The 13,263-nt window shown below is 32.8% G+C and carries 8 protein-coding genes and 1 pseudogene; 3 read left to right on the top strand and 6 right to left on the bottom strand.

Annotated features, from left to right (window positions below; genetic code table 11):
- Positions 1–206: 206 nt before the first annotated feature.
- Complete coding sequence (locus AC5LXI_RS08660) at positions 207–1,352, bottom strand: T6SS immunity protein Tli4 family protein (RefSeq protein ID WP_493441973.1); 1,146 nt, start codon at positions 1,350–1,352, stop codon at positions 207–209.
- A gap of 551 nt (positions 1,353–1,903) precedes the next feature.
- Here AC5LXI_RS08660 and AC5LXI_RS08655 point away from each other — a divergent pair.
- Complete coding sequence (locus tag AC5LXI_RS08655) at positions 1,904–2,797, top strand: hypothetical protein (protein ID WP_493441972.1); 894 nt, start codon at positions 1,904–1,906, stop codon at positions 2,795–2,797.
- Between the two features lie 120 nt (positions 2,798–2,917).
- The gene (locus tag AC5LXI_RS08650) at positions 2,918–3,313 is read left to right on the top strand and encodes a hypothetical protein (protein ID WP_493441971.1); all 396 of its coding nucleotides are present in this window, start codon (positions 2,918–2,920) and stop codon (positions 3,311–3,313) included.
- Here the strand turns inward: AC5LXI_RS08650 and AC5LXI_RS08645 are convergent.
- The 5 genes and pseudogenes from AC5LXI_RS08645 to AC5LXI_RS08625 all read right to left on the bottom strand — a co-directional run bounded on the left by AC5LXI_RS08645 (position 3,302) and on the right by AC5LXI_RS08625 (position 12,251).
- Positions 3,302–7,987, bottom strand: a complete 4,686-nt coding sequence (locus AC5LXI_RS08645; RefSeq protein ID WP_493441970.1) for an NACHT domain-containing protein — start codon at positions 7,985–7,987, stop codon at positions 3,302–3,304. The genes AC5LXI_RS08650 and AC5LXI_RS08645 overlap by 12 nt on opposite strands.
- A gap of 197 nt (positions 7,988–8,184) precedes the next feature.
- A complete protein-coding gene (locus AC5LXI_RS08640; protein ID WP_493441969.1) occupies positions 8,185–8,580 on the bottom strand; it encodes a rhodanese-like domain-containing protein in 396 nt (131 codons plus the stop codon).
- Positions 8,581–9,032: 452 nt separating this feature from the next.
- Positions 9,033–10,397 carry an MFS transporter gene (locus AC5LXI_RS08635; RefSeq protein WP_493441968.1) on the bottom strand — a complete coding sequence of 455 codons (1,365 nt, stop codon included), beginning with the start codon at positions 10,395–10,397 and terminating at the stop codon, positions 9,033–9,035.
- 23 nt (positions 10,398–10,420) lie between these two features.
- The gene (locus AC5LXI_RS08630; RefSeq protein ID WP_493441967.1) at positions 10,421–11,317 is read right to left on the bottom strand and encodes a methionyl-tRNA formyltransferase; all 897 of its coding nucleotides are present in this window, start codon (positions 11,315–11,317) and stop codon (positions 10,421–10,423) included.
- A gap of 17 nt (positions 11,318–11,334) precedes the next feature.
- Positions 11,335–12,251, bottom strand: a pseudogene (locus AC5LXI_RS08625) (ThiF family adenylyltransferase).
- 182 nt (positions 12,252–12,433) lie between these two features.
- Here AC5LXI_RS08625 and AC5LXI_RS08620 point away from each other — a divergent pair.
- The gene (locus AC5LXI_RS08620; protein WP_493441966.1) at positions 12,434–13,111 is read left to right on the top strand and encodes an ArsR/SmtB family transcription factor; all 678 of its coding nucleotides are present in this window, start codon (positions 12,434–12,436) and stop codon (positions 13,109–13,111) included.
- Positions 13,112–13,263: the final 152 nt, after the last annotated feature.

Below are 13,263 nucleotides of genomic sequence, written 5' to 3'. Positions count from 1 at the left end.
AGCACAGCCAAGAATTACATTGACCATCTTTTCCCGCTCCAATTCATAATGTATAAAGCTGTACTAAATATACACCTTAATTTTTTTATTAATATATTGTCCGTTAGCACAGCAAAGGAAGTGAATATATCATTATCTTGAACCACGCAAACAAGTTTTACTAGAAAACGCCTTAATAAATTAAGGCTATTTTCCAAATAATACGTTTACTTCGATTCAAAAGCACTTTCGCGTATTCGAATACTGTTGGTGATTTCACGCCAAATGACCATCAATTGCTCTTCAGTATATCCTTGTGTTTTGTCTTCAGGAATTCTATAGGTCATTTCTATGCGTAATCGTGGCGTTTTATAGGTTGGATTGGTAATATGAATACCTAAAGTAAATATATAGTCTGTATAATTATTATTAACGCCTTGGGGCTCTTCAAAATACTTACCTTTGACAACCCACTCTTCCAATTTCAAACCATGGCTTTCACGGGTTCCTTTATAGATGGTATGTCCGCTACCTTGTGTAAAATAAGCTTCGGGTTTATCAAGTAATGCATAGTCATCGGCAAAATCATTAAATTCAAAATAGAATGAAAAATAGTCATTACTATTATCGTGCCGATAACCATAATTCATATCTTTCCATTCGCGATCCTCCCCCTGCATAAAACTGTTAAACATACAAAAACCTGGCGTGGTTGGGATAGTCAAATCATCGCGCGGCTTAATCCGGTCAAAAAGTTTACGTAGCTCAATTAATTTTTGAGAGACATTATTCGCATAAGATTCTGGATCTTTTATCCTATCTTTAGCATATAATTCCCCAGAGCCATTACGTGCTTTCATCTCAATTTGTAAAGTCACGTCATCTTGCCAACGATAACCTTCTAAAACTCTAAGAACATCATTCAGATCTGGATCTATCATTCGTTCAAAAATAATACCTTGCATTTTATCAGGATTATTTGTCTGTACTTTATATACCTGTTTTAGATATTTGCCATAGATTTGGTCAAGAGGCTTAGTATTTTCTAGATCCTGCTTGCGCAGGGCAATCATCTGTTTAAACGGTGGTAAATACTGCTGTTTGGTAGTAATGGTAATATCACCACTACTTTTGTAATAAAAGATCCCCTCTTTATAAGCTTTAAATTCAACGGGCAGTTCGATTAAATAAGTACCAATACAGCGTGTGGGGGAGTTTGAAATTAACGAAGTCACCGACTGCTGCTCTTTTGATGGTAATGTAATCCTTCGAATATCCTTGTTAAATGCCTGACAACTACTCAATACGGTCAATGCCAAAACTCCAACCATCAAACCGCCATAATATTTATTCAATTTAGAAAACCTAATCATTCAAAATTACCTTCTTCATCATATCGACAATCGCCCTAATGGATGCAGCTTATACGCTAAGCAAAGCCTCACCAAATCGGTTTTTCACCTCATAAGCAGTTAGAATTTTAGTTGACATTTAATCTCTCCACATCTAGCTAAAATAGCTAATTTGTTTAAATTCTACCTGTTTTAAAGATTATAACAATAGTTACTTTATGGTATTAATTTGAAAATCTTAAAAGATAGACTTAACTGAGATATTGTTTTTTACTTTGTATCTGTTATTGTTTCACAGCGTTATAAATTTCGTACGCTTGCTAGTACACCAAATTATATAGCATAAATAATATTCATTAATAACAGCAAGTTATATATATAATCGAGTCTCGTTTCCAACTCCAATTTAACATCCAATAACATAAGTAAAAGTTCGGAAAAAATTTGTTTTACAAAAAATTAGACAGTTCTACTTTCCTATATAAAACAAAATAAACCTGAGTCACCCAATAAAATTTAGCCTAAAAAATATGCTATCTAGATCATGTATTTTTCGAATAATTTGAGTTGATGTGGCATTTATTGATGAATACTTTAGTGATATTGAACAACATCATCTCAGCAACGCCATTCAAGGTATAACGACAGGCTGCCACTCAGGTCTAACGGGTATGCTAATTGGTGGCATATCGGGTTATCTTTACGGTGATGAAATTAAATCGACCTTTATAAAATATAAAAATCAGATTTTAGGTGCTGCGCAAGTTGCGGGAGGCATATTAACCTTAGGCGTTGCTGGCACCATTGAATGGGGAACGTTCGGGGCAGGTACTGATGTTGCCATTGCCTTAGGATTTATTGGTAGTGATAATATTGAAGCGGGCATAAGTCGAATGTTAACCGATAAAGAAGTCACAAAGCTCGGGGAAGATGTGATTGCTTGGTCTGGATTGGTGCCTAAAGGCTATGAAGGCATTACTTATGGATTGGTTGATTTTGCACTAGGTAGTAAAACGCTGTTCCTAAGTAAATTACCGTCAGCTACACGCAATATTGTCTCGATTAAATATCTCACCCCAGCAGGGCAAAAACCTTCGTTAATGAGAGATATCAAAATCTATATTGATAAACTGTCTAATAATACTCAAAAGCAGAGGCATGTGATCATTCCTAAAGCGACAAAAGGACTAAAGATCCCACAAGGACTAACAAAGAAACAATTTACAGATCTCAGCAATTTATTAAAGAGTAGATTAAATCATATAAGCGATGATATTTTTATTCAAGCAAGTCGAGCGGGAGGAACAGCAAAGTCGAGCTCTGACATTGATATTAGAGTGAACAAAGATAAATTTGATGAATTAATTAAACAGTATTTTGGAAAGCTAAATCCAGGTTCAGCAAAAAAACAACAATGTTACATGCTAGTGAAACTGGTAAAATTCAGGCAGGTGAGGCAAAATTAAGTGGTATGCGTAAAGAAATACAAAATATGCTAGATATGGATGTTGACATTTCCATCATATTAAATGGAGGGGAATTCAATAATCCTCCCTATATACCAATAAAATAAGCGAATACATATTATGAATAATTATTATTGTAAAATATTTCTCAATGCTCCTATTACAATTGAGGCGCTATCGCAAAAAATTAGTTCTTTTGGGAATATTAGTTTTGACAAATTTTTATCTGCTGAAAATGATATTTTTACTATTGATATACAATACAATAAAGAATTTAATGAAACCAATGCTCAAGATTTTCCTGATGGATTTTTATTCTATCCCTATTTTATTGAGCTAGATCTTATTGATGAAGCAAAAGAATTGCAATATAAGGCATTCATTGAACAATTATTAACATACTTGTGGACTGAACAATATCAAATAGTAGCATCATGTGACTTTGAAGAAGAACTGCTTCATAAAGGTGGATATAATCAACTCATAAATAGGATTGATTCACCTTTAACTAAGTAGACCGCCATCTAATTGATCTATTGCTATCATAGCTGAATAAATATCAGATTGTAGTAATTTATCCCATATATCTAAGCAGGTATTGATAGCCTCTTTATCCATATCCTCTGTGGCTTCATCATAAAGTCTTTGAAGAACAGCAAGCAGACTTGATTCTTCAAGATCTATTCCTGATGGTTGATTATTTTTATTGTAATTACCCGTAATATTTTCTACTAATTGTAAAATAGGAACACTAAAATTGGATAAATTTCCAGGATATTCTTTCAATGAACCAAATAGCATGTTTAAACATTGCAAAGCCGCCTTTGACGTGATAAATAGGCTGAATAATTTATCCGCGTTAGGTTTTAACCAATAGTTTTCGTGTCTAAGACATATTGCTAGTTTTCTTAGTATTTCATCATTATCATCATTGATTAATAACTGATAGGCATGTTCTATTTTATCTATCTTATCGTTATATTTATCCTCACGAAGAAACTGACTAATAACAGATACGCACCCCTCTTTTAGAATATTATCACCTTGAAGCACCGCGTTAAGTTGTTCCTCAAATAAACCATTAAAAAACCAACGTGCGTATATTTGTATTGCGGCTTGTTTTTTTATTTCATCGTTGGTTGACGCTAGCATTGATAGGGTTAAAGCTATATATTGCTGTTGATGTTTTCCTTCAAAACCTTGATTAAAAAAATGATAAGTATTATTTCCACACGTCATACGTAAATCTTTATGACACAATTCAATAAATTTTTCATGCGCATAATCATTTTGATAATTAAGTAGTGGTGTTAAAAGAAAAAAGGCAGCCATTTTAACGGAAGGGTGTTCATCATTAATTGCACAATCGACTAGTTCAAGGTTTTCCAATGCAAATGTCTGGTTACGCCAAAAAATGTTAGAAATGCCTCGATAAGCTTTGCCTCGAATACTATTAATCGTTGTATCTAGCAATGATTGAGCATCTGCACAATCTGTTGACTTCCCCTTTTGGGGGTCCCAAACAGTTAATTGATTTGATTCAGGATTAGTTGAATATTTTGCGAGGTTTATTAATCTATCAATGATCTGCTTAGACCAGCTATCAGCTCTGCTTGCTAATAAGCTAGCTAACGAATATTCGCAAGCCTCATTATTAAAATGAAGAATCACTTGCTCTATTAATTCCGTAGGACAAGTTTCCCTTTGCTCCTTATAATTATCACTAGCTGGGATGTCATTAGATTCTGCTAAGCCATAGAAGAAAGCATCAATATATTCTGTATGAATGTTCTGAGGGAGTGAAAGCGCTAATTGAGCAAAACGAATTGGCTCGTTTTTTACACGCAACTGCAAATCACGAGCAAATTGCTTAATATCTGCTTCGGAAACAGTATCATTATCTATTTGAGTTAACTTATGGGGGGTAAATGCAGATGCTGGTGTTAATATTAACTTGCGCCATGCTTTATTAGAGAGTTTATTTTTTCCACGTAAGGGCGAGACGACAAACCCTCCAAAACTGTTATCCGCCTGATAGAAATCAGAGTTAGAATATGAACTAAATTTGCGCTCTAGTACTGGAATTAAATTTTTTGATTTACACGATATGCGCTGCTGATCCAAGGTCGGCAATAAAAAATATTGGAGTTCCCCCCAATAACTATAATATAAGTTAACTCTTCTCGCTTTTAATTCTATCTTTATTTGTTCGATATCTATTGAGGATGGGAAAAAATAAATTATTTTCTCCAGTTGCCAAAATAATGCATCTGAACAATGTGGGGAGAATTTAGTAATGAGTTTTCCTGATAAAATCCAAGCAGGTTCAATATACTTATTGCCACAGGCTAAACGTGTTTTAGGAGCAGCCAATAGCCAGTTAATAACCTGATCGGCATGTTGATTTGATAAATTTAATAAAAGTGTTGCAACCAAATGAGTTATTACGGCATTTGATTTTTTCATATAAGGTGCAATCATGCTTAACAATATGTCTGGATCGGCTTCTAGCTGTTGGCCTGCCAACTCAATGAGGGTAAATAGCCCATTTCGAATACTACTTACATCATGATAGTTGCTATGCCGATATCGATAAAACCATTCATGAGTAGCGTATTTATCTTGTTCAGAGTTAAAAACACTGTCTATATATTTTAACAAAAGCTTAATAGTTTCTGTGGGTATCGCTATTGTTAATTGTGTAATTTGTTTGAGTTCATCATCAGTCCAACCATCACGACTAGTTATCTGGTTAATGTTTTTTTTACTTGATGAGTATGGAGATTCACAGATAACGTTTCTATAGTGCTCTAATATTAATTCAATTAAAGATAGTGCTCGTAATGGATGGGTTTTGCTAAGTGCCCCCCAATTGATATAATCTGCCGTACCACCTAAATTGAGTAATCTCTTTCGAAGTTCAAAAATATCATCTGTATCATCTTCAATTTCCCTAGGTAGTGCAGAATATACCCTTTGATTCCATTGTTCTGATTGACCAACGAAGTGAGATAGCTCTTTGATAATTAATTCTGATTCATTTGTCACTATGGATCTGAGTAATCTAATAGCTAGATTAATTAGGTTATCATCGCTACTGTGTAGCCATTTTGAAATATACTGATTTTCAGTTAAGTAATGGATAATAGCACTATTTGAGTAACAACTTATCATTAAGAACTTTTTACAAAGCGCCGGAGACTCAATGATTTTATCAATGAGTGATTTTGCTGGTTTTTTAATATCTTTGATTTCTTTAATTGAGTTTAAAACTAAGTATTTTAGATGGAATCTAATATTATCATTGAATAAGATTGCCTCAACGCAGTTACAAAAGAGATCTTGCCCCGAATCCAATAGTATATTTAGCGCATATTTAAGATGCTCTCTTTTGGCTAAGGTTTGTGTTTCATAAGGACCAATTTCAAATAAGAGTCTTTCTGGGGATTCACTTCCTGCTTTAAAAAGTTTGGTGCCCACTATATAATCAAATAAAGCTTGATGCCGAAAGCTGATTCTTTGGTTTTGTTTACTGAGTACCCCAACAGAAATTAGTGCCTCTAGCTGTTTTTTGGTCCCTATTTGTAGTGCACTTTCAGAAATTGATAATTGTGAGTGATTAATCATCAATGTCACAATGTGATCAATAAAAACGGTTGCCTCTTGCTCTGTTACCTTACAATCGGTAATTTGTTTTAGTCTATCTTCCCAGAACGTCCTTACTAGTTCTAATTTATTATTAAATTGAGGAGCTGTTTGGGTACGTTGTGCAATAGATAAGTAGATACCTAACCATAAAGGAATTTTAAGTATCTCTTTTTTTTCCTTTGCTAAAGAAGAATAAGCTTCATATGGTGAAACTAAAGGGATTATTGTGTTTTCATCTAAAGAAGATAGTGTGATATCTAAACGATCATCGTTAATGCTTTGTAGCCAACTGGATAAGGCAATATCTTCATTTAAGTCAAATTCTCTTGATGCGAGAACAATACAGATATCTTTCCCTTCTTTTTTTAACCTAATAATTTGCCGAACTATTTCTCTGCAAATATCTAATGCATTACTTGAATGTGATGCAGTCCATCTTATGGCATCGAGTTGATCAAGAATAAATACGACTTTTTGTTGTGATGTAAATTTAACTAAACTATGTACAGGAGAATAAGGAAACCCTAAAGACCTTCCAAATTCTTTTGAATTATCTTGAGGATGTCTTCTATCTAATCTAATAGGAACCGAAATTATATTGTTGGCTTTTAAATGGTTATGCAACTCCAAAAGTAAAGCACTTTTTCCTGTTCCTGCCTCGGCTTTAATTAAGGTTACTGCGTTATCTTGAATTGAATTAATAATAGCGTTTAGTTCATTCCGCCGAATTAATGTATTGGAAATGAGAAACGGTTTAATTGACTCTTCAAACTCTGTGGAAAGCTTATCTAGTACAGTCGATATTCTGTGGTCATCGGGTACAATTCTTTGTTCAAAACCGCTTGTTTTTAAATCGGTCAATAACTCTGATAATGTTATTTTCTTCCTTAGTTTCTTAAACTCTACTGGATAATTTTTAAGGAAACTTAATAGTTTTACTGGCTCATCTGAAAATAATGCAGAAGCCTTATCTTCAAGCTCACTTTGGGTATAACGATTAATAATATAGGGGGTAACTTTGAATTTTTGAAGAAAGTAAATGGCTCTTTTTATATCTGATGGGTCAGCAATATTTAATCCTAAATAATTACAAATAGCAGTAAAATCTTTTTCGCGTTGTTGGCTAACCTTAATTTGGTATTCCATAAAATCATTAGGGTTCATGTTGCTATAAAGTGCACTATCGCTGAGATCACTCATTTTTTTACTGGATAAGGGGGATACAAGATGAAACTCGGTAACTATCTGTTTTTCAATATTTCGTTCAATTTGAAATAGCGCATTGCGAAAAATTTTGGATTCATTGAGTTGAGATAATGTCCAATACTCATTATTACCTACACCAACCTTACATTGATGATGCTCTGTATGATCTTGATCGATTCCAATTATTACATCAACACCAACTTCATCATCACCAATAGGTTCGACGACAATCCATGTGATCTTTTCTTCAAGTAGATGGAGTAATTGGCGGGCAACCCAATTAGCTTCATATCTATTACCTAATTTTTCAGCATAGCCACCTGCTTCTAAAGCCATCTTATGTTCCTTATAATACCCTTACTGGTTATGATATATGTTTGAATAGTTTAATCTCAAATTCAGATAGTTCCATTAATGTAACTTAAACACCACTTTTTACCATAATAGCAACAGAAGCAACCCACAATCGTTGCTTCAACAATAATAAAATTTAGATATTTTGCTATAATTATATCCACTGTGTAAATTTACATTTAACAGCCACAATCGACTTCAAGACCGCTTTGAGATTCGTCCCCTTCTGTTGCATAACCATCTCGTTTCCACCAATCAAGACCGCCTATTAATTCTTTTACTTTAAATCCTAGCGTTAAAAGTTTAAGCGCAGCTTTAGTTGAGGCATTACAGCCAATACCGTCACAATAACAAATATAAGTTTTATTTTTATCTAAATGGTCGGTTGTATGAAATGACATATCTTTATGCCATAAATTTACGGCTCCTGGTATATGTTCCTTTTTATATGCTTGAGGAGATCGAGCATCAATGATGGTTATATTTTCTTGCTTTATAATGGACGTATATAAATCTGCTGAATCCAATTCAAAAGATAATTTTGCTTGATAATGACACATTTGCTCGATACTCATAAAAACTCCTTTTAAAATCTAAACGTGAAGAACATTGCCTAAAATATAGGCTAATCGATCAATTATCATATCAATGTTAATTTTATTTTCAATTAGCTGTTTATAACGCAAATATAAACTGTTTTGATTAAATTAAAGTAATTTTGTAGTTCTATGCGTATTTTTTATTATTTTACCTAACAACGATCATTATTCCTTATAAAAACCTAGATAAACGGTAATTTATTGCCACCAAACAATCTAATCATCTTATTGTGTGAATTTGGTAACTTTGATGATTATTAACTCTCCTTTTTAAGGATAAATTAAAATAAAAATGATCTTTTTTTGGTTATGTGGATTTTGTTTTTACGGTTGAATGGTTGCGCTGTTATTTTTTTATGAAGATTTTTATGAAAAATATGGTAAATACGGAATCAGCGGTCGTCATTGGATTGCTAGCCAATGAGATTTTATTTATTTTTCATCCTAAATAAAGACACATATGAATAAACAAACATGATAGTAAGTACGATGAAAGTGATACCCCATAATTTTTGATAGGTGGAAATGTACTTTAAAGGAGAAATATCTATTTCTAACAACGCTAAAGAACATGCTGCTCCAATAATAATTCCTCCATTTTGAAAAAGCCTTAACAAGCCACCAATCATTGATTGTTTATCTTCTTTTTGATCCATTGCTATCTGAATTAATGAACTTTGAAACAGTCCGCCACCTAGTCCGTAGCACAAAGCAGCTATAACATAATTAAAGACTGAAATATTAAAACTAACCAAGAAAAATAAAGCAAAAGCAAACAACATAAGCGGTAAAGCATAAATTAGTATAATTTTATCATAATTTGAATTCATTACTTTTTTTACAAACACACTTAAAATAACGCCAATGGGTGAAGCAGTACAAATTAATCCTATATAATCAATAGTATAACTAGTTTCTCTAATAAATATGATAGGTGATGCTGAAAAAATAATGCCCGCTGTCAATCCAAATATCAAACTACTAATTGAAATGTATCTAATTGACGAGGTTAATAATAATTTAACAGGGAAAAAAGGATTGGAGCATTTTGACTCTATCCTCCAAAAAAATATAAATATGATTAAAGTAGAAATACCAATGAAACTTGTTTCAATCAGCGACAGATTTATATTGTTAGAATAAATAAGAGAAACACAACCGACTAACATTATGAAAAATAGTATCATTCCGTTTAAATCGAAAGTCTTTCTCATTAGTCTTTTTACTGCATTATTTATTTTTAAACAAAAAAAACAACCCACAATACACAAGGGAACATTAATTAGAAACAAGAATTGCCACCCCCATAATTTTAAAATAATACCGCCAAAAGAAGGTCCTAAAATTGGTCCTAAACTTATCGCCAACATTATGAAAGAATTTAATCTTATTTTCTGTTCACTTGATTGTAAACCAGCCAATCCCAAACAATTTGCTTGCAATAATGCGGCACCTATTCCTTGACCACACCTTGATAAAATAAGCTGATTTGCAGATTCAGAAAGCCCAGCAATTAATGAGGTTATCCCAAGAAACAAGAAACCCAGTATTAAGGCCTTTTTTTGCCCCCAAAAGTCACCAAGCCAACCGCTAGGAATGAGAAAAATAATTAAAAATAATAAATATAAAGTAACAGATAATCCGATATATTCCAAAGAAACGTCAAAATTGATAGAAAATGCATTGAGTGCTAAGTTAATAATACCGGTATCTAGGGTTGATAAAAACAATCCTAAGCAACATATAATATAAATAGAAAATATAGGTTTAGAACTATCTGCTACTTTTGTCATTTATAGGCCTCATCTCAATATAATTAAACTATTAGCTGACTTCCTACAGAAGAAAGTGATTTTACCCGTAACCAACCGTCAGAAGTTGCAATAATTGGATATTCATTATGGTATTTAATTGTTCCGGGTGAAGCGATTTCTTGTATTAAGAAAAACTCATCGGCATCAGTAATCCGGATAGTTTTATTGTTTCCTAATGTGACCATAGCACCAGGTAAAGGAGATGCAGCTCGGATTATTTGCAATATATGCTGTGTAGTATCAGACCAGTTAATCTGCAAAAGATCTTCAGTAGGAGCACTATAATAGGTTCTATTTTCAGATGTTTGTGTTGTAGGAACCAAACAATCGTCAAAAGCATCATAAAGAATTTTATCTAATAATTGATAAGCTTTTTGAAAATGGCATTCTCTAATTTGATAAGAATTTTCATTACCATTTAGCGCTATTGCATATTGATCGATGATATCACCGCCATCAATAATATCTGCAACTCTGCAACAGGAGACACCACCTAATCGTTCACTATTCATAGCCATCCAGAAAAAGGGAGCCAATCCTGCATAACGTGGTAAAGGACTTGGATGAAAATTTAGCGCCCCTTTCTTTGCTAAGTTGCATAGCTCAGAATTTAACTTTTTCTGAAAATTGCCAATCACAATTAAATCAGGATCAAATTGTTTAATAACCTTTAGAAAGTCCTGATTTTTTAAATCATCCTGCTCAATATGTTCAACATTGAGTTCTTTAACTATTTCTTTTATATCATAAAGTTGATTATCATATTGGTAATAATTAAATGGCATTAAACTTTCTCGGGTCACTAACATTACAGATGATACTTTTTCATGTTCGTGAATTCTTTTTAAAAACTCTATTCCATAGGGAGAGTTTTTTTCTGTAAATAATATTACCTTCATAATTCAATCCTTTGTTTTTATCTAACAATGTTATCGTTATCCCACCATTTACCATTAAAAAGACGGGCTTCCCATGAAGCGGTGTCAAAAAATGCATATCCTGGTTGTTCTGGCAATGATTTATAATTGGGAATTTTTTCTCCTAAACCAGCCATTTCTATAGTAAGCCTTTCTAGCAGCACTCCTTCAGCTAATGGGGGGCAAGCGGCAAATATAGGCATGCGTTTTAAATCAATAAACCAATGTTTCAACATCTCTCTTGATGGGTAATCTGGAATTTGAGGCATAATTCTCTCCATAAGCCTTAAAATAGCCTCTGGCGTTAATGTGGTATTTTCATCAATACCGTAAACGTCTTCTATATGCATTGATTCTTTAGTATATTTAAATATATAAGTCCCATGGGCAACTGTCGGGACTTTTAGAGCAAATTTAAATTTAGGTGATTTTCTAAAAGCACGATGTAAAGCATATCTATTTTTTACTTCATAAAAATCCATTTGATCTAGAATATAGTCGCATCCTTCAACAAATTCTTCGGCATTTTGAGGAAGAATACCATCCGTGAAAACATCAATATCAACATCAGGCGTTACGTCATTTACTAATTCAGCAACAACTTCTGCTTTGTTCCTCTTCAAATTCGCAGGAGAAGCACCTATCTGTCTATTGATATTCGATACATCGAAAGAGTCAGGATCTGCCAATTTTATTTTTTTATACCTAACCGACCCAAACGGCTAGCTACCATACCGCCAATTCCTCCACACCCTGCTAAACCGACTGTAATATTACTAAGTTTTTGCTGGGTTTGTTTTTGCTCTTCTTCTGTATTACCTAACCAACCTAAACTACGATTGACTCTTTCCCAATAAAACTCTTGGTCAATATCAAAAGTACGATAAAAAATTCTATTTTTTTCATATTTTTTCATGTCTTTCTCTCTTATTTTTTGTTGGTGAAAATATCGGATCAGTTTATTTACTTTTTAAGGGTTATGTTTAAAAATAAATTTAAACAATTTATCTAAAGTATGTATTAATATGCTCTGTTTAAGTTATTTTGAATTGAATAATAATTAACAACATCATTGATCTTTCAGGGAGAATATTAAGAGTGAATAAATTATATTGTGAGGATCTAATACGATTTTCGGATGCAATGTCTGACTTCAATAGAGTGTTAATTATTACGGAATTGATGAATGGCAGAGCTCTTTCAGCCTCATGGCTAGCAAATCGATTAAATTTGTCACCACAAGCTACTCGTTTTCATTTAAAAAAATTAGAAGATGTTGAACTTATCCACCACAGGGCATGTGGTAAACATCGCTACTATGAAATAAAAAATCAAGATACAGCGATGTTTATTGAATCAACTTTTAAAGTTATCCCACCTAAAGAGGATTTATTTTTAACCAATGCTAATACTAAAGAGAAGTTTAAAGAAGCAAGAACATGCTATAAACATTTAGCGGGTTCATGGTCTGTTGCACTTACCCAGTCATTTATTGATAATAAATTTATTGTTATACAAAATAATTTTTTTGTGGTTACTGAGAATGGTAAAAATTTTTTTAATGAACATAAGTTATTAGTTAATATGTTAAATACGGCTTCTATTGGAAAGCGCTGTATAGATTTTTCTGAACATAGAGATCATATTGGCGGACCATTAGGGACTTTATTGCTGCAATCAATGCTACAACAAGAATGGTTCGTACAAAATGATAATAATCGCGAATTAACAATTACGTCAAAAGGTAGAAAAAAACTTAAATCTATTATTAATTGATAAATAGGAGGTTTAAAACTGTTTGATGATAAGCTCGTTTTATATTTGGTCAAAAAATATAGCACTGAATCTAACCAATAATCCGTTGAATATATTTCATCAAATGCGTCGCTTTCCTATAGTGAATAATACAACCACTTAAATTATCTCAA

Source organism: Gilliamella sp. LMG 34361 (genome assembly GCF_984569075.1).
The sequence above is the reverse complement of the archived record's forward strand: the minus strand, read 5'-3'. Positions and strand labels throughout refer to the sequence as shown.

Excerpts from the sequence above, each read along its gene's own strand:
- AC5LXI_RS08640 (WP_493441969.1), bottom strand. The coding sequence starts at position 8,580 with ATGAGTATCGAGCAAATGTGTCATTATCAAGCAAAATTATCTTTTGAA.
- AC5LXI_RS08630 (WP_493441967.1), bottom strand. The coding sequence starts at position 11,317 with ATGAAGGTAATATTATTTACAGAAAAAAACTCTCCCTATGGAATAGAG.
- AC5LXI_RS08650 (WP_493441971.1), top strand. The coding sequence starts at position 2,918 with ATGAATAATTATTATTGTAAAATATTTCTCAATGCTCCTATTACAATT.
- AC5LXI_RS08635 (WP_493441968.1), bottom strand. The coding sequence starts at position 10,397 with ATGACAAAAGTAGCAGATAGTTCTAAACCTATATTTTCTATTTATATT.
- AC5LXI_RS08660 (WP_493441973.1), bottom strand. The coding sequence starts at position 1,352 with ATGATTAGGTTTTCTAAATTGAATAAATATTATGGCGGTTTGATGGTT.
- AC5LXI_RS08645 (WP_493441970.1), bottom strand. The coding sequence starts at position 7,987 with ATGGCTTTAGAAGCAGGTGGCTATGCTGAAAAATTAGGTAATAGATAT.